This is a genomic window from Amycolatopsis sp. NPDC004368 (assembly GCF_053602515.1).
Genome location: NZ_JBSGDT010000002.1, coordinates 318,113 through 340,394, shown reverse-complemented (window position 1 = coordinate 340,394; position 22,282 = coordinate 318,113). Strand labels below are relative to the sequence as shown.

The following is a 22,282-nucleotide window of genomic DNA, read 5'->3' as shown; positions in this document are numbered from 1 at the left end:
CACGCGGACCCGGTTTCAGCGCCAGCCGCCTTCGTCGACCCCGCCCGGCACCGGCGCGGCCGGGTCGTAGGGGGTGCGGGTGAAGATGAACGTCGCCAGGTCCAGGTGGGTGGCGGTACCCGACGCGTCCCGGCCGATCGTGAGGGTCTCGCCGGTGTAGTAGCCGTCGAGGCCGACGTAGGTGTCCGGGCCGGTCGGGCGGAAGCGCGACGCGCGGCCGGCGCCGCTGACCGGGTCGAGGGACAGCATTTCGGAGCCCAGCACGCGCAGGTGGTACGGCGTGGGGCCCCAGTGCCAGAGCCCGGTGAGGGCGAGCAGGGCGGGATCCACAGTGGACGGTTCCCACTCGTCGGGCAGGGTGGGCTCGAGGTTGTCGGTCGTGGTGAGCAGGTCGAGGGCCAGCTGCGTGATGCCGACGCCCGCGGTGGCGTTGGTGAGGCACAGCGCGCCGGTACCGGTGACGGGGTCCACGAGGGACGCGGCGAGGAAGCCGGGCATGGAGCCGGTGTGGCCGGCGAGGTGGCGGCCCTCGTAGCGCACCACCATGAGACCGAGGCCGAAGCCCGTGGTCCAGACCTCGGTGTCGTCGACGGTGTTCATGGTGCGCATCTCGGCCACCGTGTCCTCGCTCAGCACACCGCCGGTGTGGCCGCCGAGGAACGAGGTCCAGCGGCCCAGGTCCTTGACCGTGGACCACAGCTGTCCGGCCGGGGCCATGGCGCCGGCATCGGGCGAGGGTTCGGGCAGCAGGACGTCGGCGAACGGGTGCACGGCGAAGCCCTCGGCGTGCGCCCCCTCGGGGTGCGGCGTCGTGCGGGTCATGCCCAGCGGCGTGAGGATCTCCTCGCGCACGACGTCGAACCACGGCTTCCCGCGCAGGCGCGCCACGAGCTCGCCCAGCACGCCGAAGCCGACGTTGGAGTAGTGGAACTTGAAGCCCGGCCGCAGTTTCGTCGCGTCCTTGTCGAGGCTCGCCACGAGCGCGGCCCAGTCGGCGCCCGGCGTGCGCTCCCACCACTGACCCGGCGACTCCGACGTGAGGCCGGAGGTGTGCGAGAGCAGCTGCGCCACCGTCGCCGTGGCGAACGCGGTGCCGGGCAGGTGCTTCTCGATCGGGTCGGTGAGCTCGAGCCGGCCTTCGTCGCGCAGGCGCAGCACGGCCGTGGCGATCATCGTCTTGGTGATCGAGCCGAGGCGGTACTGCGTGTCGTCGTCAGGGCGCGTGGCGCCGACGCGGCCGCGCGCGCCGGACCACACGAGGTCCCCGTCGCGCACCACGGCGGCGACGAGGGACGGCGTGCGGGAGGACGCCTGCTCCCGCGCGAGCCGGCGGTACAGGGCGAGTTCGGTCGAAGCGAGCATGCGCGCCATTCTGCCCCGCGCGGCTCAGCCGAGCAGCTGCCGGTCCAGCGCCGTGGTCACGGCCGCCGTGCGGTCCGACACGCCGAGCTTCCCGAACACCCGCAGCAGGTGCGTTTTCACCGTCGCCTCGCCGATGTGCAGCGAGCGCCCGATTTCGGCGTTCGTCAGTCCCTTCGCGACCAGCCGCAGCACCTCGACCTCGCGTGCCGACAGCGGCGACACCGGTTCGGGGTTGCGCACGCGGTTCACGAGCTTGCCCGCCACCGAAGGCGCCAGCACGGTCTCGCCGCGCGCCGCCGCCCGGATCGCACCCGCCAGCTCCGCGCGGGACGCGTCCTTGAGCAAGTACCCGGCCGCCCCCGCTTCCACGGCCCGCAGGATGTCGGCGTCGGTCTCGTACGTGGTGAGCACGACGATCCGCCGCGCCGGTGTCTCCTTGAGGATGCCGCGGATCGCGCCGACGCCGTCGAGGCCCGGCATGCGCAGGTCCATCAGCACCACGTCGGGCTGCTTCACGCGGTCGAGCGCGATGGCCTCGTGGCCCGAACCCGCTTCGCCGACCACGGTCAGGTCGGCCTCGGCCTCGAGCATGCCGCGCAGGCCCTCGCGCACCACGGGGTGGTCGTCGACCAGCATGATCGTGATCACGCGGGCACCTCCAGCTCGAGTTCCGTACCGCCGGCCGCGCCGCCGCGCAGGCTCAGCCGGCCGCCCACCTGCTCCACGCGTGACCGCATCCCGCGCAGGCCGAAGCCCTCGGTGGGCGCGTCGGGGGAGAAGCCGCAGCCGTCGTCGTGCACGCGCAACCGTACCGTTCCGTCCACAGCGGACAGCCGCACCAATACCGACTCCGCGCCGGCGTGCTTGCGGACGTTGGCCAGCGCTTCCTGTGCACCCCGCAGCAGCACGACCTCGGTGGCCGTGGCCAGCGGTGGCAGCTGATCGTCCACTTCGTACTCCACGCGCAGGCCGGCCTCGTCGGCGAGGCGCTCGGCCGCGCGGCGCACGGCATCGGTGAGCGTGCCCGCCGCGAGGTCCGAGGGCGCGAGCGCCGCGACCATCGCCCTGGCCTCGGCCAGGTTCTCGCGCGCGGTGGTCGAGGCCAGGGCGAGGTGGCGCCGCGCGGCGGCCGGGTCGGTGTCCAGTTCGGACTCGATGGCCTGCGTGAGCGTGACGATGCTGGTGAACCCCTGCGCGAGCGTGTCGTGGATCTCGCGGGCCAGGCGCTCGCGCTCGGCCGCCGTGCCGGCCTCGCGCGAGAGACGCGAGACCTCGGCCTGGCTGTCCTCCAGTTGCCGGATGAGCTCGGCGCGCGCGGCGCTCTGCTTGATGACGTCGGTGGTGAACTTGCCCGCCAGCACGCTGAACACCACGAGGATGGCGGTCATCGGCAGCAGGATCGGCAGGCTCGGGTTCTCCCACCCGCCGCGCACGACGGCGGCCACCGGGTCCAGCACGATCAGCACCGTCGTGAGCACGATGCCCGGCCGGATCTCCTGCAGCATGAACAGCATGGGGCAGGCCATGAACAGGATGAACGAGGCCGTGGTGTCGGCGAAGATCGCCGTCGCCACGAGCACCACGAGCACGCTCGTCGCGGCGTTGCGGGGACCGGGGTTGTCGTCGGTGCGCACGATCCGGCGCCCGGCCGCGAAGTAGCCGAGCAGCAGCGCGGCGAGCGCCGTCTGCGCGACCACCTTTTCCGCCGTCGAGACGTCGTCGAACAGCACCAGGAGAGCGGTCGCCAGGTAGACGACCGCGAACAGCACCTCCCAGACCCAGAACGAGCGCTCCCACGCGTCGTCCGGGGCGGTCACTTCGCTTCGTTCGTCCACCGGAACGTGAGCCGCGCGAGCACGAGCCCAGCCACGCACCAGGCGCCGAGCACCAGTGCCACCATCGGAAGTTCCCATGACCCCGCCATCTCCTGACTCGCGGCCGCCTCCGGCAGGAAGACCGACCGGAAACCCTGGCAGATCCATTTCAGCGGGAAGAAGGACGCGATGTCGACCATGATCTTCGGCAGGTGCGTGATCGGGGTGACGAACACACCCGAGATGAACTGCAGCACCAGGTAAACGAGCTGCACCACGGCGACCGTGCCGTTGGCCGTGCGGGTGAGCGAGCTGATCGAGATGCCGAGCAGTGTGGAGGAGATCACGCCGAGCAGCATCGCCCACACCAGCGTGGCCCACTTCTCGCCGTCAGCCGGCAGCTTCAGCCCGAACAGCAGCATCGCGACCGCGGACATGATCACCGTCTGCGCGACGCTCGTCACGAGCACCATGATCATCTTGCCGATGAAGTACGACGCGGCCGGCATCGGCGTACCCCGCAGGCGCTTGAGCGCACCCACCTCGCGGTCGGCGGCGATCCCGATGCCGACGCTGTTGAACGACGTCGACACGATGCCGGCGCCGATCATGCTCGCGGCGAGCAGCTGCCCGGACGAGACACCGACCTGCCCGGTCGGACCGTCCAGAATGGACCCGAGCAGGATCATCAGCACCGCGGGCAAGGAGAAGGTGAAGACCACCTGCTCCTTGTTGCGGAAGAACTGCCGCAGCTCGAAGCTTCCTCGCGCGGCGCCGAGGGCGAAGGTGCCCGGGAGGGCGGGTGTGTGGACGGCGGTGGTCACGATTTCTCCCCGATCAGTTCAAGGTAGATGTCCTCCAGGCTGGGGCGCGTCACGGTGAGGCCGGCGAGTTCCCTCGTCCCGCCGGACACCTGCGTGACGAGTTTCGTCGGGTACGCGGTGCGTTCCTCGTGCTCCCCGGTTTCGTCGCTCCAGCGCACGATCGCCTCGGCCTGGCCGCGGCCCCCGAGCGTCTCCGGAGTCCCTTCCGCGACCACCGTGCCGTTCGCGATCACCACGAGCCGGTCGGCCAGCGCCTCGATCTCGTCGAGGTAGTGCGAGGTGAGCAGGATCGTGGTGCCGTCCCCGGCGAGGCCTTCGATCAGGCCCCAGAACTGCCGCCGCGCCTCGGGGTCGAAGCCCGTGGTGGGCTCGTCGAGGAAGAGCAGCTCAGGTCGGCCGATGATGCCGAGCGCCACGTCGACGCGGCGGCGTTGCCCGCCGGAAAGCGACTTCACGCGGGCGCCGGCCTTCTCGGTGAGCCCGACGAGGTCGATCACTTCGTCGGTGTCTCGCGGGTTGGGGTAGTGCTTCGCGAAATGGCGCACGGTCTCCGCGACGGTGAGCTCGGCCGCGTCGGTCGCCGTCTGCAGCACGATGCCGAGCCGGGCGCGCCACGCACGGCCGGCCTTGCCGGGGTCTTCGCCGAGCACGGCGGCTTCGCCGGTCGTGCGCTGCCGGTGTCCTTCGAGGATCTCGACGGTGGTGGTCTTGCCCGCGCCGTTGGGCCCCAGAAGCGCGAACACCTCGCCGTGGTGGATGTCGAGGTCGAGTCCGGCCACGGCGACGTGGCCCGGGTACTCCTTGCGCAATCCGCGCGCCCTCACTGCTGTGGTCATGGCTCAATCGTGCGGCCACGCACCGTCGTCGCGGGACGTCCGGCCAGTGGAATCCCGGTGTCCATCGAACGGTGGACACCGGGCCGGTGTTTCCCGTGGAACCAGCGAAAACACCGTTCCGGGGCCCGAAAAACGCCTCCAGCACGAACGCCCGGCAGCGGGCAACCGCCGCCGAGGTGAACCGCGTAGTCCGGCCACTGTTGACAAGTTGTCTAACATGACAGAATGTCTCACAAGCAGGTGACCGCCAGTGACGGTGTCCGCCTCTCGGTCCGTGTCAGCGGCGCCGAAGACGGCCCCACCGTCGTGCTCGTGCACGGCTACCCGGACAACGGCTCGATGTGGGACGGCGTGGCCGCCGAGCTCGGCCGCCGCCACCGCGTCGTGGTCTACGACGTGCGCGGCGCGGGTGAGTCGGACAAGCCGCGCAAACGCAGCGCGTACCGCCTCGACCAGCTGGCCGCCGACCTCGCGGCCGTGATCGACGCCGTGCAGCCGACCGGCAAGGTCCACCTGCTCGCCCACGACTGGGGCTCGATCCAGACCTGGCACGCGGTCACCGGCGACGAGCTGCGCGGCCGGATCGCGTCGTACACGTCGATCTCCGGCCCGAGCCTCGACCACGCCGGCGCGTGGTTCCGGGCGCAGCTGCGCCGCCCGGCCGGCTTGCCCCGCGCGCTGCGGCAGTTCCTGCACTCGTACTACATCCTGCTGTTCCAGCTGCCGCTCGTGCCCGAGCTGGGCTGGCGCTCCGGAATCGTGCCGGCGATGATCCGCCGGCTGGAGCCGGACGAGGGTGACGTCTCGATCTCCGACGCCGTGCACGGCCTGAAGCTCTACCGCGCCAACATGTTCACCCGCCTTTCGCGGCCCGCGCCGCGCTCGGCCGACGTGCCGGTGCAGGTGCTTGCGCCGACCGGAGACGCGTTCGTGACCACACCCCTGCAGACGGAGATCTCGCGCTGGGTGCCCGATCTGCGCGTGCGGCGGCTCACCGGCTCGCACTGGATCGCCCGCGGCAAGCCGGACGTCATCGCCGCAGCGACCGCCGAGCTGATCGACCACGTCGAAGGCGGCGAGGAGAGCCGGGCGCTCAAGCGCGCCCGGGTCGGCAACGTGCGCGGCCGGTTCCCGAACCGGCTCGTGGTCGTGACCGGGGCCGGCAGCGGCATCGGGCGCGCGACCGCGCTGGCGTTCGCCGACGAGGGCGCCGACGTGGTGGTGACCGACCTGGCCGAGGTCGCGGCGCGGGAGACGGCGAAGCTGGTGCGGGACAAGGGTGTCGCAGCCGGTGAGTACACAGTGGACGCTGCCGACGGCGACGCGGTGGCGCGGTTCGCCGAGTGGGTGCGATCGGAGTTCGGTGTGCCCGACATCGTGGTGAACAACGCCGGGATCGGGATGTCCGGGCCGTTCCTGGACACGTCGCTGGCCGACTGGGAGAAGGTCGTGGACGTGAACCTGTGGGGTGTGATCCACGGGTGCCGCGCGTTCGCGCCGATGATGGTCGAGCGCGCTGAGGGCGGCCAGATCGTGAACCTCGCGTCGGCCGCCGCGTACCTGCCGTCGAAGGTGCTCACGGCGTACGGCACGACGAAGGCCGCCGTGCTCGCGCTGAGCGTGGGCCTGCGCGCGGAGCTGGCGGGCGACGGCATCGGCGTCACGGCGATCTGCCCGGGCCTGGTGAACACGAACATCACCAGCACCACGCGGTTCGTCGGTGTGGCGCCGGACGAACAAGCGCGGCGGCAGAAGGCGTCGACGAAGCTCTACGCCCGGCGTGGTTTCGGCCCGGAGAAGGTGGCGCGCGACATCCTGCGGGCCGTCGAGCGCGACCGCGCGATCCAGCCGTCCACTCCGGAAGCGAAGGTCGCGCTGGCGTTGTCCCGGTGGACGCCCGGCCTGCTGCGTGCGGCGGCGAAGCTGGACGTCACGCCGTGAGCCGCCCGCGCCGGATGACCCCGCAGGCCCGGCGCGACGACCTGATCGCCGCGGCGCTGGACCTGTTCGGCAGCCGCGCGCCGGAGCTGGTGACGGTGGACGACATCGTCGCCCGCGCCGAAGTGTCGCGGCCGCTGTTCTACCGCTACTTCGCCAGCTTGCGCGAGCTTCAGGTGCAGGCGCTGCGCACGGTGACCGACGGGCTCGTCGACGGGCTCACGCGCCTGGAAAAGGGCCCGCCGGAAGACCGGCTGCGCGCGGCCGTGCGCGGGCTCATCGACGTGGCCGATCACTACCGCGCGGGCTACGTCGCCTTGCTGCGCAGCGGTTCCGTGATCGCGACGTCGGAGACCGACGCGGCCATCGACGAGGTCCGCAACCGCTCCGTCGAGCTGATCCTCGACGCGCTCGGGCTCGCCGAACCGTCGCCGCTGGTGCTGCTCACGCTGCGCTGCTGGACGGCCGTCGTCGAGGGCGCGCTGCTGTCGTGGCTGCAGGAGCGCGATGTGCCCCGCGAAATCCTCGACGGCTGGCTCGTCGACCAGCTCACGGCCATGCTCGCCACGACCGCCACGCACGACCCGGCCTGACGTGCCGAGGGCCGTCCAGAAGCGACCCTCGGCACACGGCGGTCAGTGCTTGGTGACGGTTTCCCAGCCCTCGATGTCCTCCGGCTTGCGCGGTCCCGGGCCCACGTACTTCGCCGACGGCCGCACGAGCCGGCCGGTCTTCTTCTGCTCGACGATGTGCGCCGCCCAGCCCGCGGTGCGGGCGGAGGAGAACATCGACGGCATCATGGCCGGCGGCACCTTCGCGAAGTCCAGGATCACGGCGGCCCAGAACTCCACGTTGGTCTCGATCGGGTGATCCGGGCGGCGCTCGCGCAGCTCGGACAGCGCGGCCTGCTCCAGCGCCGCCGCGACCTCGTAGCGCTCGGCGCCGAGCTCCTGGCAGGTGCGGCGCAGCACGCGGGCGCGCGGGTCCTCCGCGCGGTACACGCGGTGGCCGAAGCCCATCAGGCGTTCCTTGCGGTCGAGGATGCCCTTGACCAGGCCGGTGGCGTCACCGGTTCGCTCGACCTCTTCGATCATCGGCAGCACGCGCGCCGGTGCGCCACCGTGCAGCGGGCCCGACATCGCGCCGACCGCGCCCGAGAGCGCCGCGGCCACGTCGGCACCCGTCGACGCGATCACGCGCGCGGTGAAGGTCGACGCGTTGAGGCCGTGCTCGGCGGCGGAGACCCAGTAGGCGTCGAGCGCCTTCACGTGGGCCGGGTCCGGCTCGCCGCGCCAGCGGATCATGAAGCGCTCGGTGATGGAGGTGGCCTCGTCGACCCTCGACTCCGGCACAGCCGGCTGCGAGATGCCGCGAGCCGACTGGGCGACGTACGACAGCGCCATCACCGAAGCGCGCGCGAGCTGGTCGCGGGCCTGCTCGTCGGTGATGTCGAGCAGCGGCTGGAAACCCCAGATCGGGGCCAGCATCGCGAGGGCCGCCTGGACGTCGACGCGCACGTCGCCCGTGTGCACCGGAAGCGGGAACGGCTCGGCGGGCGGGAGTCCGGTGCCGAAGCGACCGTCGACGAGCAGGCCCCACACGTCCCCGAAGCTCACCTTGCCGGCGAGGTCCTCGATGTCGACGCCGCGGTAGCGCAGCGCACCGCCGTCGCGGTCGGGCTCGGCGATTTCGGTGCGGAACGCCACCACGCCTTCGAGGCCCGGCTTGAAGCCGTCGTCGGCCTGGTCTGAGTTCGTGTGGTTGATGGTGGAGGTAGTCACTTCGCGAACCTTTCGATGCGCATTTCCCCGGCTTTGTCCGACCACTCGCGCTGACGGGATACACGCAACCTCGGCGCGCCTCATCGCACGGTTGGACAAACCTTGCTCCTCGCGGGCGCCCTGAGCAATGAAAGATGTGGTGGTTTCGGTCACGATTCCGAGAACGATTCAGTTGAAGGGGGCGTCTGACGGCAAGTTCTTCGGCGACGCGCAGTGACCGCGCTCGAAGACGCCGGGTGGCTGGCGGGTGAACCCCGCGTGGCCGAACCGGGCGGCGCGGCGGGCCCGTCTGCCGCGCGGGCGGCGCCCGGCCGGACCCGCCGGCAGTTCCGGCCGGGCGCCGAGCGGGGATCCGCCGCGAGCAAACCGGCGGACGAGGGATTGTGTGCCGAATCGGCCCGCGAATTCTGAAAATGCCGCACATCGAGCGTCACGCGGAATTGTTCGACTCGCCATCGGCGGTCGCGATGACGGGGCGGCGGTCGGTCTACTGTGGACATCGAAGTGGTCTGCCGGTGGTCCCGCCGGCCGCGCGGCACGCTCGGGAAAATTCCCGTTTCCACACTCGTGGAGTCCTGGTACCGGGCCGCGCGGACGACGCCGTGGCGGTGCCGGCGGATCTTGCCTTGAACCGCTGGGGCTGCTAGAACTTCGTGCCCAGCCAGTGCACGTCGACCGGGAGCGCCAGCGCGGTGTTCCAGCGAGGGGAAGCCCTGCCAGCCCATGGCGGTACCGAGCACGCGGCGAGGTCCGCGCTGTTTCGCGTACGCCGGACAATGCGGCGGCGTGTACCGCCGTGAGCGGCCCGGCAGAACGGTGTTCAAGCGCGAGGTGCAGGGACGATTCCCAGGCGTGGCAACGACTTAGCAGTCGGTGATCGCTTGTGGTGGGCCCTGCGTGAACCGCTGTTCCGCTGGTCGATACCGTGATCGCCGCAGTTCGACGGAGTGGACCACGCCGCCGGACCGCACGCGTGGGCCGGGTTTCGAGATGGCTTGAGTGAACAGGCCTGCGGGAACGTGACGACAGTGGCCACCGCGATTACCGGAATCAATTTTCGAAGGATCCCGCGTCCGTTCGATCGGTAATTGTGATTTTCACAAGATGGACGCCGGTGCCGCCTCCGGGTGGCGCGCGGCGGGAAGGAGGGCCGGTGGCCCGTACCTACGGTGGCGTCCCGCCGGAGCAGAGACGCGCCGAACGCAGGGAGCGGCTGCTGACGGCCGCGCTCGAGCTGTTCACCACGACGGGCTTCCGGCAGGCGAAGATCACCCAGTTGTGTACTCGTGCCGGGGTGTCGACCCGGAACTTCTACGAGGAGTTCGGCAGCAAGGAAGAAGTGCTGCGGACCTTGCACGACCGCATCAACTCGCTCGCGCTCACGCACGTGTCGGCGGCGCTCGAGCAGGTCAAGGACGCCGACGCGATGACCCGCATCGCGAAGCTGCTCGACGTCTTCGTCGCGACCGTGACCATCGACCCGCGGATGCCGCGGCTGAACTACGTCGAGGCCGTGGGCGTGAGCCCGGAGCTCGAGGAGCAGCACCAGGTGTGGGTGGACCGCTGGGCCACGTTCATCGAGACGGAGGCCCGCCGCGCGGCCGAGGCCGGCGCCGCCCCCGACCGCGACTACCGCCTCACCGCGATCGCGCTCGTCGGCGCCGCCACGGGCCTGCTGCGCGAGTGGCAGGCGCACGAGCCGCCGTTGCCCGTGGCCGACGTGGGCGCCGAGCTGCGCGCGCTGATGCTGGCGGCCATCACCCGCCCCTGACGGCTGCTTGATCGATCCGGGTCCGCCGGGTGAACCACGGGTTACACCCCCTGGGCCGGCGAGGGTGTCAGGAGTCACCGTTCGGTGGGTTTCGCCGCAGCTGGGGACCCAATACCGTCGGCGGATACCGATGAGTCGACACCCTCACCAGGGGTACGGAGGTTGGGGCCCATGATGCCGGAGACCGACGAGGTGGCCGCCGAAGCGGTAGTCCGGCTGCCCGGGATGCGGGTGGCGTACGACGGAGCCCCGTTCGACGAGGCGGCGCTCGCGCCCACGTGGACCGAGCAGCTGCAGAACTGGCTGAGCCAGGCGATCTCCGAAGGTGTGCCCGAGGCCAATGCGATGGTGCTCGCCACCGCTGATCCGCAGGGGCATCCGTCTTCGCGGACGGTGTTGTGCAAGGGGCTGGACGAGCGCGGGGTGGTGTTCTACACCAACTACACGTCGGCGAAGAGCCATGACCTCACGGCCACGCGGTACGCGTCGGCGACTTTTCCGTGGTACTCGCTGCAGCGCCAGGTGACGGTGCGGGGTGAGGTGGAGAAGGTGGCGCCGGCGGAGACGGCTGCTTATTGGGAGTCGCGGCCGCGGGGGTCGCAGTTGGGGGCTTGGGCTTCGCCGCAGTCTCGGATTGTCGATGGTCGGAGGGCGCTGGACAACGCGTTGAGGGGGATTGAGCGGCGGTTCGGGGATGTGGAGAGTATTCCGGCGCCGCCGCATTGGGGTGGGTGGAGGATTCGGCCTGACTTTGTCGAGTTTTGGCAGGGGCGGGAGGATCGGATGCATGATCGGTTGAGGTTTCGGCGGACGGATGATGGGTGGAAGGTGGAGAGGTTGGCGCCCTGAGGGTTTGTTGGCTCGTCTGTTCGCGGCTTTGGCTGTGGGTGTTCGTGAGTTGTTTGTGGGGGCGTGTGCGGTGGGTGGTGGGTTTTGAGGGGGAGTGAGCACCCCGAAGTTGAGGTGAGTGAGCACCCCGATTTTTGATCGTTTCTACGATTTTGGCCCTGTGTCAAGGCTGGAAAGACGCCTTGACACAGGGCCAAAATCGTGAAGGAGGCGGGGATCGAGGTGCGGGGGAGGGGCTGGGTGTAACTCGGGGTGGGTTGTCGGCTGGCGGTTCGTGGTGGGGTTTGGTCGGGGTTGGCCGGTGGGTCGTGGTGGGGGTTGGCCGGCGGGTGGCGGTGGGTTGGGTGGCGGTGGGTTGGGTGGTGAGGGAGTCGGCTTCGCGCCGCCACGCCCAGCCCGGCACTCTGCGGCCACCGCCCGCGGCCGGGTCCCGATCGCTCCCGCCGCCCAGCACCGCCGGCGACTTCCCGCACCGCTCGGCAGCGGTCAACCAAGCCCCTGACCACCCGTGGCCCAGCCGGCGACCTCCCTCACCCTCGCGGCCCAGTCCACAACCAAAAGCGGGCACCTCGGTGAAGAACGCGGGCGGAGGGTGGCAGCGGCGATCAAAATCACTCACGTTGAGTTAGTTAGCGCAGCTAAGATGACGTGTCGTGACTTCTGATCCGGGGACGGTGCCGCCGCGTGCGGGGGTGCGCAAGGTTCTTGGGCGCATCGTGGTGGATACGCGGCCGTTGAAGATTCCGGCGTTTCGGCGGCTGTGGATGTCGACCGCTGTGACGGCGGTCGGGTCGCAGTTGACGGCTGTGGCGGTGCCGAAGCAGGTGTTCGACCTGACCGGGTCGTCCGGGTACGTGGGGTTGACCGGGGCGGTCGCGCTGGTGCCGCTGCTCGTGTTCGGGTTGTGGGGCGGGGCGATTGCCGACGCCGTGGACCGGCGGAAGTTGCTGCTGGTCACGAACGTCGGGGTGGCGGTCTCGTCCGCGCTGTTGTGGTTGCAGGCCTTCGCGGACTTCCACTCCGTGACCCTCGTGCTGGTGCTGCTGGCGGCCAACCAGGCGTTCTTCGCGATCAACATGCCGACGCGCGGGGCCGTGGTCGCGCGGCTGGTGCCACCGGAGCTGCTGCCGTCGGCGAATGCGCTGAACACGACGATGTCGACGTTCGGGGCGGTGTTCGGGCCGTTGTTCGGTGGGGCGCTGATCCCGGTGATCGGGCTGTCGACGCTGTACCTCGTCGACGTGTGTGCGCTGATGATCACGCTCATCGCCGTGTGGCGGTTGCCGTCGATTCCGCCGTTGGGCGGGGCGGCGCGGCGGGCCGGGGTGGGGGCTGTGGCCGACGGGTTCCGGTACCTGGCGACGCAGAAGGTGCTGCTGGCGTCGTTCGTCGTGGACATCATCGCGATGGTGGCGGGCATGCCGCGCGCGTTGATCCCGGAGATGGCCGAGCGGACGTTCGGCGACCCGCCGGGTGGCGGGCCGGCGCTGGGGCTGCTGTACGCGGCGCTCCCTGCGGGCGCGATGGTGATCGGGCTGTTCTCCGGCTGGCTGCACCGCGTGTCGCGCCAGGGTGTGGCCGTGGTCGTGTCGATCTGCCTGTGGGGGGCGGCGATCGCGGCGTTCGGGCTGGCGCACTCGCTGTGGCTCGCGGTGATCTTCATGGCGCTGGCCGGTGGCGCCGACATGGTGAGCTCCGTCTACCGGCAGGCCATCCTGCAGACCGCCACCACCGACGAGATGCGCGGCCGCCTGCAAGGCGTGTTCACGGTGGTCGTCGCGGGTGGGCCGCGGCTGGCCGACCTCACGCACGGCTGGGCCGGCGCCCTGTGGGGCACCGAGGCCGCGTCGACGGGCGGTGGGGTGCTCGTGATCGTGCTGGTGCTGGCGTCGATGGCGCTGCTGCCGGCGTTCTGGCGCTACCGCGCGCCGGTGGGCAAAGCCGAGCCGGAGCGGGAAGACGCGCAGGTCGTGGTGAAGGGCGCCGCACCGGTCGCGGAGGATTAGGCCAAACGGCCTACGATGCCGGGCATGCGTGTTAACCCGGTTGCCGCCCTGCTGCTCACCGCCGCCGCGCTCACCGCCTGCTCCTCGGGGGAGCAGCAAGCCGCACCGCCGAAACCGTCGTCGCCGCAGAAGCCGCCGCCTCCGGGCTCGACGTGCTCGCTGCTGTCGGCGAGCGAGGTCGGCAACGCGATCAAGATTCCCGGCGTCACGTCGAAAGCCGGGCCGAGCCAGGAGAGCGCCGGCAGTGGCGGCAAGGCCACGAGCTGCGAGTACCTCGTCGGCGACAAGCCGGCCGGCGCGCTCGCCGTGACCCGCTACGAAGGCCGCCAGGCCGACCCGGCCGCGATGGTCGCGGCCATCAAGAAGGCCGAGCCGGGCGCCGTCGACGTGCCGGGCTTCCCCTCGGGCGCCGTGTACTACGTCGGCGAGCAGAAAACCGCGACGCTCGCCGCGGCCAAGATCGTCAAGGGCGTGCCCGTACTGGTGAACTACACCGGTCCGGTGAAGATGACGCAGCAGATGATGATCCCGCTGGTCAAAACGGCGATCACCGCCGTCTGACTTTCGCCGGCGAGCCGGACAAGGCACACTAATCGCCCATGACGGACGTGAGGGCGGGCGCGCCGGGGACCGGTCTTCGGCGGGTGATGGGGCCGAAGCTGCTGTTGTTCTTCGTGATCGGCGACATCATCGGGACTGGTGTCTACGCGTTGACCGGCCAGGTCGCCGGGCGCGTGGGCGGGGCGTTGTGGCTGCCGTTCCTGCTGGCGTTCGTGGTCGCGTTCATGACCGCGTTCAGCTACCTGGAACTGGTCGGCAAGTACCCGCGGGCCGCGGGTGCGGCGCTGTACACGAACAAGGCGTTCGGGGTGCCGTTCCTGACGTTCATGGTCGCGTTCGCGGTGATGTGCTCCGGGATCACCTCGGCGTCGTCGGCCGCGGTGGCGTTCGGGGCGACGTACCTGGCGGCGTTCGTGAAGCTGCCGATGGTGCTCGTGGGCATCGCGTTCGTGATCGTGCTGGCGCTGATCAACTTCCGCGGCGTCGGCGAATCGGTGAAGGCCAACGTGGTCCTCACCTGCATCGAACTGTCCGGTCTGCTGATCATCATCGGTGTCGGCGTGTGGGCCGTGCTCAACGGCGACGGCGAACCGTCGCGCCTGGTCGAGATCAACACGGCCGACAAGACGTGGCTGGTGGCCATCACGTCGGCGACCTCGCTGGCGTTCTTCGCGATGGTGGGCTTCGAGGACTCGGTGAACATGGCCGAGGAGTGCCACGACCCGGTGCGCATCTTCCCGAAGGCCATGCTCTGGGGCATGGTCGTCGCCGCGACGATCTACGTGCTGGTCTCCATCACGTCCTCCCTGCTCGTCCCGGCCGGCGACCTCGCCGCCGCCAAGAGCGACGCCCTGCTCACGGTCCTCGACATCGGCGCCCCCGGCTTCCCGCGCGAGATCTTCTCGGCGATCGGGCTGTTCGCCGTGATCAACTCGGCGCTCATCAACATGCTGATGGCCAGCCGGCTGCTTTACGGGCTGGCCAACGAACGCGTGCTGCCGTCCGTGTTCGGGCGGGTGCACCCGACCCGCCGCACGCCGTGGGTGTCGATCATCTTCACCAGCCTGATCGCGATCGGGTTGGTGTCCTTTGTGGACATCTCGGCTCTCGGTGGGACGACGGCGTTGCTGCTGCTGGTGGTGTTCGCCATCGTCAACATCGCGCTGCTGGTGCTGCGCAAGGACAAGGTGGCGCACCGGCACTTCCGCGCGCCCACGGTGATCCCGGTGCTGGCGGCGATCTTCTGCCTGTACCTGGTGAGCCCGCTGTCCGGCCGGCCCGCGAGTGACTACCGGGTGGCGGCGATCCTGCTCGGCGTCGGGGTGGTGTTGTGGTTCGTGAACTGGCTGGTGAAGCGCGGCCTCGACCGGCGTGAGCCCGCCGCCCGTCCGTGACAGGCACCGACCGCCGGTAATGTCTGCGGCATGGCCAACCCCACCGGAGAGCAGTTCGAGATCACCCGCGGCAACGCGCGCGCCATCGTCACCGAGATCGGTGCCGGCCTGCGTGCGTTCGAGGTCGGCGGAGTGCCCTACGTCGAGGAGTTCGCGGCCGACGAGAAGCCGCCGAAGGGCCTCGGCCAGGTGCTGCTCCCGTGGCCGAACCGCACCAAGGGCGGCCAGTGGGAGTTCCAGGGCGAGAAGCAGCAGCTCGAGATCACCGAAGCCGCGCGCGGCAACGCGATCCACGGCCTCACCCGCCACAAGGAGTGGGAGCTGCTGGAGCACGCCGAATCGTCGATCACCCTCGCGGTCGACGTCGAGGTGCAGCCGGGCTGGCCGGTGCCGCTGCGCGCCACCATCACCTACGACCTGCAGCCCCGCGAGCTCACCATCACCCACGAGATCCGCAACGAGGGTGACCGGGCCATCGGCGTCGGCGTGGGCACCCACCCGTACTTCCGCATCGGTGACGTCGCCACCGACGACCTCACGCTGACCCTGCCGGCCTCGCGCGTGCGCCCGTACCTGGGCGACCAGCAGATGCCCTACGCCGAGGAGCAGGACGTCGAGGGCACCGAGTACGACTTCCGCGGCGGCCGCGTGCTCGCCGGCGTCGACCTCGACACCGCGTTCGGCTCGCTGAGCCTCGCCGACGACGGCACGCACCACCACGTCCTCTCGCACGAGGACCAGCACCTCGTGGTCTGGACCGGTCCCGACTTCCGCTGGGTGCAGGTCTTCACCCCGGACGACCTCACCGGCCGCGGCCGCGCCGTCGCGCTCGAGCCCATGACCTGCCCGGCCGGCGCGCTGAACACCGGCACCGACCTGATCGAGCTGGAGCCCGCCACGTCGTGGTCGGGCAGCTGGGGCATCCGCGTGCTGTGACGCCGGAGCCGCTGACCGGCAGCCCGGAAGGGGACTACCTGCTCATTCACCTCGAAAAGCCCCGCGGTCGCGCGCCCGCGGCAATTCGTTAGCGTGTCAAACTATGGCATCTAAGGCGATTGTGGGGGGCTACGTCGTCCCCGTCGGTGCGGCTCCCATCGAGGACGGCACCGTGCTCATCGAAGACGGCAAGATCGTCCAGGTCGGCGCGGCCGCCGACGTGGAGGTGCCGGAGGACGCCGAGCTCGTCGACGCGTCCGGCAGCTGGGTGCTGCCCGGCTTCATCGACGCGCACGCGCACCTCGGCGTTCACGAAGACGGCGAAGGCTGGGCCGGCAACGACACCAACGAGATGACCGACCCCAACGGCGCGCGCTTCCGCGCGGTCGACGGCATCGACCCGTACGAGCCGGGCTTCGACGACGCGCTGTCGGGCGGTGTCACGAGCGTGGTGATCAAGCCGGGGTCGGGCAACCCGATCGGCGGCCAGACCATCGGCGTGAAGACGTGGGGCCGCAGCATCCTGGACATGGTGTTCGCCGAGCAGGTGAGCGTGAAGAGCGCGCTGGGCGAGAACCCGAAGCGCGTGTACGGCGACAAGAAGCAGACGCCGTCGACGCGCCTGGGCGTGGCCGCGATCCTGCGCGAGGCCTTCACGAAGGCCCGCAACTACCAGGCCAAGCGGGAGCACGCGGCTTCCGAAGGCAAGCCGTTCGAGGTCGAGCTGACCAACGAGACGCTGGCGAAGGTCCTCGACGGCGAGCTGTACTGGGACCAGCACGTGCACCGCGCCGACGACATCGTCACGGCCCTGCGCCTGGCCGACGAGTTCGGCTACAAGCTCGTGATCAACCACGGCACCGAGGGCCACCTCATCGCCGACCTGCTCGCCGAGCGCGGCGTGCCCGTGATCCTGGGCCCGCTGTTCACCACGAAGTCCAAGGTCGAGCTGCGCAACCGGTCCCTGCGCTCCGCCGGCATCCTCGCCCGCGCCGGCGTGAAGATCGCGATCACCACCGACCACCCCGTGGTGCCGATCAACTTCCTCGTCTACCAGGCGGCTCTCGCCGTGAAGGACGGCCTGGACCCCGAAACGGCCCTGCGCGCCCTCACCGTGCACCCCGCCGAGATGCTCGGCCTCGACGACCGCATCGGCACCCTGTCCGCCGGCCGCGACGCCGACGTGGTGCTCTGGTCGGGCGACCCGCTGGACGTGATGAACCGCGCGCTGCGGGTGTTCGTGCGGGGCCGCGAGGTCTACCACTACGACGAGTCGACCGGCGAGGGCGTTGCGGCGGACCGCCGGTACCGCGAAGCTCGCTGACGCACCACCGCTTGGGGCGCCTTCGGTGCCTCAAGCGGTGAGCGCGGTGAGCTCGATCTTCGCCGGGAACGGTTCGGTGGTGGCGAAAACACCGGTGACGGCCGGCGCGTCCTGATAACCGAGCTCGCCGGCTTGGTGGCAGGCGACGAGCGAAACCGGGTCGCCGAGGTCGACGATCCAGGAGAACGGGATGCCTGCGTCCGCATACTCGTCGTGCTTGGTCACGTAGTCAGTGCGCTTCGAGCCGGGCGACACGATCTCGACGACGACGAGCACCTCGTTCGCGCGGAACATTGCTTTCTCAGCGTCGACCCTGCTGTTGGCGTCGCGGTAGGTGATCAACAGGTCCGACCCTGCGTCGGTCCGGGAAGGGCTGTCACAGCGTCTCCTCACGTCACCGATCGCACGGTTACGAACTGACTTTCGGTGACCATATCGGCGCAGAAGGTTGCCCTGTGTGATTGTCAGGAAGCCTTCAACGCCCGAGCGATCACCATCCGCTGGATCTGGTTCGTCCCCTCGAAGATCTGGGGCACCTTCGCCTCGCGCATGTACCGCTCCACCGGGAAGTCGCGCGTGTAGCCCGCGCCGCCGAGGACCTGGACGGCGTCGGTGGTCACCTGCATCGCGCCGTCGGTGGCGACGAGTTTCGCGATGGACGACTGGCGCTGGAAGTCGAGGCCGCGGTCGCGGCGGCGGGCGGCGTCGAGGTAGGTCGCGCGCGCGGACTCCACCGCGGCGGCCATGTCGGCGAGCAGGAACTCCAGGCCTTGGAACTCGATGATGGGCTTGCCGAACTGGGTGCGGCCCTTCGCGTAGGCCACGGCCTCGTCGAGCGCCGCCTGCGCCAGGCCGACCGCGCACGCAGCGATGCCCAGGCGGCCGGAGCTCAGGGACGACAGAGCGATTTTCAGGCCGGCACCCTCGTTGCCGATCAGCCGGTCGGCGGGCACGGCAGCGTTGTCGAAGATCATCTGGGCCGTCGGCGAGCCCGTGAGGCCCATCTTGCGTTCGCGAGGAGCGGCCGAAAGACCGGGCGTCGACGAGTCGACCAGCAGGCACGAGATCCCGTGGCCGCCGTCGTCGCTCGTGCGGACCATGGTGGTGTAGAAGTCGGCGACGCCGGCGTGGGTGATCCAGGCCTTGGTGCCGTTGATCACGTAGTCGTCGCCATCGCGGCGGGCGCGGGTCGACAAAGCGGCCGCGTCGGAGCCCGCCTGCGTCTCCGACAGCGCGTACGCGCCCAGCAGCGAGCCGCCCAGCATGTCCGGCAGCCACTTCTCCCGCTGCTCGTCCGTGCCGTGGTGGGCCAGGGCGTAGCAGGACATCGTGTGCACCGACAGCCCCACGCCCACCGTCATCCACGCGGCCGCGATTTCCTCCAGCGCCTGCAGGTACACCTCGTACGGCAGGTCGGCGCCGCCCCAGCGCTCGGCGTACGGCAGGCCCAGCAGGCCCGACTTGCCGAGCAGCGTGAACGCGTCGCGCGGGAACTCCTCGGCTTCCTCGGCCGCGCAGGCGCGCGGCTTCAACTCGTCGCGCGCGATCTCGCGCACCAGCCCGAGCAGGTCCTCGGCCTCGGTGGTGGGCAGCAAACGGTCCGCCGGCATGAGCTCCTCCAGTGGCAGTAGTACTGAAAACAGTACTGGGGGCCGTTTGAGAGTACCGTACGGAGGGCGGGGCTGTCCCCGGTTCGTAGGGGATAGTGACGTGATCAGGAAAGCTGGTGGCCCCCCCCGATGAGTGCACAGACCGATCCCGAACCCCGCCGTCGCCCGACGGCCCGGCAGCAGGCGTTGCTCGCCGAGCTCGAGACGCTGTTCCTCGCCGAAGGGTTCGCCGGTTTCACGCTCGACGACCTGGCCGCCCGCCTGCGCTGCTCCAAGTCGACCCTGTACGCGCTCGCGCCCAGCAAGGAGCAGCTCGCGGTGAAGGTCGTCGCCCACTTCTTCCGCGGCGCCGCCCGGCGCATCGAGACGCGGATCGAGGGCATCGACGACGCGCGCAAGCTCATCGGCGAGTACCTCGCCGGCGTCTCGGAGCACCTGAACCGCGCGTCGCCCGCGTTCATGACCGACATCGCGCAGTTCGAGCCGGCCCGCGACACCTACCAGCTCAACAGCCGCGCCGCCGCCCGCCGCATCCGCGCGTTCATCGACAAGGGCGTGGCCGACGGCGTGTTCCGCGACGTGCACGCCCGCCTCGTCGCCGAGATGACGGGCCTGATCGTGGAGGGTATCCAGACCGGTGTGCTCGGCCGGCGCACGGACGTGTCCGACGCCGAGGCGTTCACCGCGCTCGGCGAGCTCCTGCTCGGCGGGCTGAACAAGGACTGAGGACAGGATTTGTCACCGGACCCTCCTCTACACTCGCGCTCGTGATCGTCGTGGGTGGAGAGGCGCTGGTCGACCTCGTTCCGGGTGAACCGTTGGACTCCACTGTAGACAGTGGGCTCCGCGCCCTGCTGCCCCGGCTCGGTGGCGGGCCGTACAACGTCGCGCTGGCCGCCGCGCGGCTCGGCGTGCCCGCGTCGTTCCTGTCGCGCGTGTCCACCGACCGCTTCGGTGTCGCGCTCGTCGACCGGCTCGTGGAATCCGGCGTCGACACCTCGCTGCTGCAGCGCGGCGACGAGCCGACCACCCTCGCCGTGGTGGCACTGGACCAAACGGGTGCCGCCCGCTACACCTTCTACGTCGAGGGCACCGCCGACCGGCTCGTGACCGACCCCGGCACGCTGCCCGACGACGTCACCGCGCTCTCCCTCGGCACGCTCGGCCTGGTGCTCGAGCCCGGCGCCAGCGCGTACGAAGCGATGCTGCGCCGCGAGGCCGCGCGCGGCACGCTCACGGCACTCGACCCGAACATCCGCGAGGCGCTCATCGCCGACCCGGCCGGGTACCGCGCGCGGTTCGCGTCGTGGCTGCCGGATGTCCGGTTGCTGAAGATCTCCGACGACGACGCCGCGTGGCTCACCGAAGGCGCGGACCCGGTGGCAGCCGCGAAGACGTGGGTCGAGTCCGGTGTGGACGCGGTTGTCCTGACTCGCGGCGCCGAGGGGCTCTCCGTGATCACCGCCGCAGGTGAGCTGGCCCACGTGCCTTCGCGGCGCGTGCCGGTGGTCGACACGATCGGAGCGGGCGACACCGTCCAGGGTGCGCTGCTGGCGTGGTTGCACACCCGCGAGGTCCGTGACCTGGCCGCACTGGACGCCGGGGCGTGGCGAGAGGCGCTGGGCTACGCCGCGAAAGCGGCCTCGATCACTGTTTCCCGCAGCGGTGCGGAGCCGCCGACGGCGCGGGAAATGGCTTCCACCGTGTGAACCTGGTCCCAAAGGGGCCCTTGAGGGCAACGCAGCGGCTGCGCGCACACCCTTATTTCGACTAGCGTAGGGGGGAATTCATACCCCAGCGGGGCGGTGTGCAGCGAGGCGCGTGTTTCCTCGCGTGAACACGTGGCTACCTGTGAAACGTACAGGCGCCGCCGGCCCGTGCCAACGTGAGAGGGACCTGCATGTCCGACGCGACGAATGCGGGGCAGTCCGGCGGCGAAACCGCGACGCTGCGCCTGCCGAGTGGCGAGCACGAATTCAAGGTTGTCCACCCGGTCGAGGGTGCACCCGGGATCGAGCTGGGGAAGCTGCTCGCGCAGACGGGGTACATCACGTACGACCCCGGTTTCGTGAACACCGGTGCCGCGTCGTCGGCCATCACCTACATCGACGGCGATGCGGGCATCCTGCGCTACCGCGGCTACCCGATCGAGCAGCTTGCCGAGAAGTCCAACTTCATCGAGGTTTCCTACCTCCTCATCTACGGAGAGCTGCCCACCGAGGCCCAGCTCGCCGACTTCACCGAGAAGATCCAGCGGCACACCCTGCTGCACGAAGACCTGAAGGCCTTCTTCTCGGGCTTCCCGCGTGACGCGCACCCGATGCCCGTGCTCTCGAGCGCGGTCTCGGCGCTGTCGACCTTCTACCAGGACTCGCTGAACCCGTTCGACGAGCCCAACGTGGAGCTGTCCACCATCCGCCTGCTCGCGAAGGTGCCGACCCTGGCCGCCTACGCGTACAAGAAGTCCGTGGGCCAGCCGCTGCTCTACCCGGACAACTCGCTGGGCCTGGTGGAGAACTTCCTGCGCATGACCTTCGGTTTCCCGGCGGAACCGTATGAGGTCGACCCGGCCGTCGCGAAGGCGCTCGACCTGCTGTTCATCCTGCACGCCGACCACGAGCAGAACTGCTCCACGTCGACCGTGCGCCTGGTCGGCTCGTCGGAGGCGAACCTGTTCGCCAGCATCTCGGCGGGCATCAACGCGCTGTTCGGCCCTCTCCACGGTGGTGCCAACGCGGCCGTTCTCGACATGCTCGAGGGCATTCGCGACGAGGGCGGCGACGTCGCTTCGTTCGTGAACCGCGTGAAGAACAAGGAGCAGGGTGTCAAGCTCATGGGCTTCGGGCACCGGGTCTACAAGAACTACGACCCGCGCGCGAAGATCATCAAGAACACCGCCGACGAGATCCTCGGCAAGATCGCGGGTGGCGACCAGCTGCTCGACATCGCCAAGAAGCTCGAGGAGACCGCGCTTTCCGACGACTACTTCGTCGAGCGCAAGCTGTACCCGAACGTGGACTTCTACACCGGTCTCATCTACCGGGCGCTCGGGTTCCCGACGAAGTTCTTCACGGTGCTGTTCGCGCTCGGCCGGCTCCCCGGCTGGATCGCCCACTGGCGCGAGATGATCAACGACCCGCAGACGAAGATCGGGCGCCCGCGCCAGATCTACACCGGCCACGCGTCGCGTGACTACAAGGGTATTTCGGAGCGCTGAGTCCCCGTTCCGAACTCCCCCGTTCGAACGCCCCGTCGTGCAGCCGCACGGCGGGGCGT

At 70.1% G+C, this 22,282-nt stretch carries 20 protein-coding genes; 12 read left to right on the top strand and 8 right to left on the bottom strand.

Going from position 1 to position 22,282, the window contains the following annotated elements; genetic code table 11:
* Positions 1 to 15: 15 nt before the first annotated feature.
* From ACWEOE_RS05150 to ACWEOE_RS05130, 5 genes are read right to left on the bottom strand one after another with little or no spacing between them, the layout of a single operon-like run.
* Positions 16 to 1,362, bottom strand: a complete 1,347-nt coding sequence (locus ACWEOE_RS05150; protein ID WP_452004151.1) for a serine hydrolase domain-containing protein — start codon at positions 1,360 to 1,362, stop codon at positions 16 to 18.
* A gap of 24 nt (positions 1,363 to 1,386) precedes the next feature.
* On the bottom strand, positions 1,387 to 2,010 hold the full coding sequence (locus ACWEOE_RS05145; RefSeq protein ID WP_452004148.1) for a response regulator: 624 nt from the start codon (positions 2,008 to 2,010) through the stop codon (positions 1,387 to 1,389).
* A complete protein-coding gene (locus ACWEOE_RS05140; protein WP_452004145.1) occupies positions 2,007 to 3,179 on the bottom strand; it encodes a sensor histidine kinase in 1,173 nt (390 codons plus the stop codon). The genes ACWEOE_RS05145 and ACWEOE_RS05140 overlap by 4 nt, the downstream gene beginning before the upstream one ends.
* Complete coding sequence (locus tag ACWEOE_RS05135; RefSeq protein WP_452004142.1) at positions 3,176 to 4,000, bottom strand: ABC transporter permease; 825 nt, start codon at positions 3,998 to 4,000, stop codon at positions 3,176 to 3,178. The genes ACWEOE_RS05140 and ACWEOE_RS05135 overlap by 4 nt, the downstream gene beginning before the upstream one ends.
* Complete coding sequence (locus ACWEOE_RS05130) at positions 3,997 to 4,836, bottom strand: ABC transporter ATP-binding protein (protein WP_452004140.1); 840 nt, start codon at positions 4,834 to 4,836, stop codon at positions 3,997 to 3,999. The genes ACWEOE_RS05135 and ACWEOE_RS05130 overlap by 4 nt, the downstream gene beginning before the upstream one ends.
* 240 nt (positions 4,837 to 5,076) lie before the next feature.
* Here ACWEOE_RS05130 and ACWEOE_RS05125 point away from each other — a divergent pair, with 240 nt between their 5' ends.
* On the top strand, positions 5,077 to 6,777 hold the full coding sequence (locus ACWEOE_RS05125; protein WP_452004587.1) for an SDR family oxidoreductase: 1,701 nt from the start codon (positions 5,077 to 5,079) through the stop codon (positions 6,775 to 6,777).
* A gap of 14 nt (positions 6,778 to 6,791) precedes the next feature.
* A complete protein-coding gene (locus ACWEOE_RS05120; protein ID WP_452004584.1) occupies positions 6,792 to 7,367 on the top strand; it encodes a TetR/AcrR family transcriptional regulator in 576 nt (191 codons plus the stop codon).
* 42 nt (positions 7,368 to 7,409) lie between these two features.
* On the opposite strand, the gene ACWEOE_RS05115 is transcribed toward ACWEOE_RS05120, so the two are convergent.
* Positions 7,410 to 8,555: a citrate synthase 2 gene (locus tag ACWEOE_RS05115; RefSeq protein ID WP_452004137.1), complete on the bottom strand. Its 1,146-nt coding sequence runs from the start codon at positions 8,553 to 8,555 to the stop codon at positions 7,410 to 7,412.
* Positions 8,556 to 9,708: 1,153 nt separating this feature from the next.
* Between ACWEOE_RS05115 and ACWEOE_RS05110 the strand changes: the two genes are divergently transcribed.
* The 7 genes from ACWEOE_RS05110 (at position 9,709) to ACWEOE_RS05080 (ending at position 17,396) form a co-directional block, all read left to right on the top strand.
* Positions 9,709 to 10,326: a TetR/AcrR family transcriptional regulator gene (locus ACWEOE_RS05110; protein ID WP_452004134.1), complete on the top strand. Its 618-nt coding sequence runs from the start codon at positions 9,709 to 9,711 to the stop codon at positions 10,324 to 10,326.
* A 171-nt stretch (positions 10,327 to 10,497) separates the two neighbouring features.
* A complete protein-coding gene (gene pdxH / locus ACWEOE_RS05105; protein WP_452004132.1) occupies positions 10,498 to 11,175 on the top strand; it encodes a pyridoxamine 5'-phosphate oxidase in 678 nt (225 codons plus the stop codon).
* A 674-nt stretch (positions 11,176 to 11,849) separates the two neighbouring features.
* Positions 11,850 to 13,181 (top strand): MFS transporter, encoded by a 1,332-nt coding sequence (locus ACWEOE_RS05100; protein WP_452004581.1) that lies wholly within the window; start codon positions 11,850 to 11,852, stop codon positions 13,179 to 13,181.
* Between the two features lie 24 nt (positions 13,182 to 13,205).
* Complete coding sequence (locus ACWEOE_RS05095) at positions 13,206 to 13,742, top strand: hypothetical protein (protein ID WP_452004130.1); 537 nt, start codon at positions 13,206 to 13,208, stop codon at positions 13,740 to 13,742.
* A gap of 38 nt (positions 13,743 to 13,780) precedes the next feature.
* Positions 13,781 to 15,136: an APC family permease gene (locus tag ACWEOE_RS05090; RefSeq protein WP_452004127.1), complete on the top strand. Its 1,356-nt coding sequence runs from the start codon at positions 13,781 to 13,783 to the stop codon at positions 15,134 to 15,136.
* Between the two features lie 30 nt (positions 15,137 to 15,166).
* Positions 15,167 to 16,072 carry an aldose 1-epimerase family protein gene (locus ACWEOE_RS05085; RefSeq protein WP_452004124.1) on the top strand — a complete coding sequence of 302 codons (906 nt, stop codon included), beginning with the start codon at positions 15,167 to 15,169 and terminating at the stop codon, positions 16,070 to 16,072.
* A gap of 103 nt (positions 16,073 to 16,175) precedes the next feature.
* Entirely contained in the window at positions 16,176 to 17,396 is a 1,221-nt protein-coding gene (locus ACWEOE_RS05080; protein WP_452004122.1) for an amidohydrolase, read from the top strand.
* Between the two features lie 30 nt (positions 17,397 to 17,426).
* Here the strand turns inward: ACWEOE_RS05080 and ACWEOE_RS05075 are convergent, their stop codons facing one another.
* Both ACWEOE_RS05075 and ACWEOE_RS05070 read right to left on the bottom strand, forming a co-directional pair.
* Positions 17,427 to 17,798, bottom strand: coding sequence for a Uma2 family endonuclease (locus ACWEOE_RS05075; protein WP_452004579.1), 372 nt, complete (start codon positions 17,796 to 17,798; stop codon positions 17,427 to 17,429).
* 62 nt (positions 17,799 to 17,860) lie between these two features.
* Positions 17,861 to 19,006 carry an acyl-CoA dehydrogenase family protein gene (locus tag ACWEOE_RS05070; RefSeq protein WP_452004120.1) on the bottom strand — a complete coding sequence of 382 codons (1,146 nt, stop codon included), beginning with the start codon at positions 19,004 to 19,006 and terminating at the stop codon, positions 17,861 to 17,863.
* Positions 19,007 to 19,135: 129 nt separating this feature from the next.
* Here ACWEOE_RS05070 and ACWEOE_RS05065 point away from each other — a divergent pair, with 129 nt between their 5' ends.
* The 3 genes from ACWEOE_RS05065 to ACWEOE_RS05055 all read left to right on the top strand — a co-directional run bounded on the left by ACWEOE_RS05065 (position 19,136) and on the right by ACWEOE_RS05055 (position 22,223).
* Complete coding sequence (locus tag ACWEOE_RS05065; protein WP_452004118.1) at positions 19,136 to 19,732, top strand: TetR/AcrR family transcriptional regulator; 597 nt, start codon at positions 19,136 to 19,138, stop codon at positions 19,730 to 19,732.
* A 41-nt stretch (positions 19,733 to 19,773) separates the two neighbouring features.
* Entirely contained in the window at positions 19,774 to 20,715 is a 942-nt protein-coding gene (locus ACWEOE_RS05060) for a carbohydrate kinase family protein (RefSeq protein WP_452004115.1), read from the top strand.
* Between the two features lie 191 nt (positions 20,716 to 20,906).
* Positions 20,907 to 22,223, top strand: coding sequence for a citrate synthase (locus tag ACWEOE_RS05055; RefSeq protein ID WP_326566498.1), 1,317 nt, complete (start codon positions 20,907 to 20,909; stop codon positions 22,221 to 22,223).
* Positions 22,224 to 22,282: the final 59 nt, after the last annotated feature.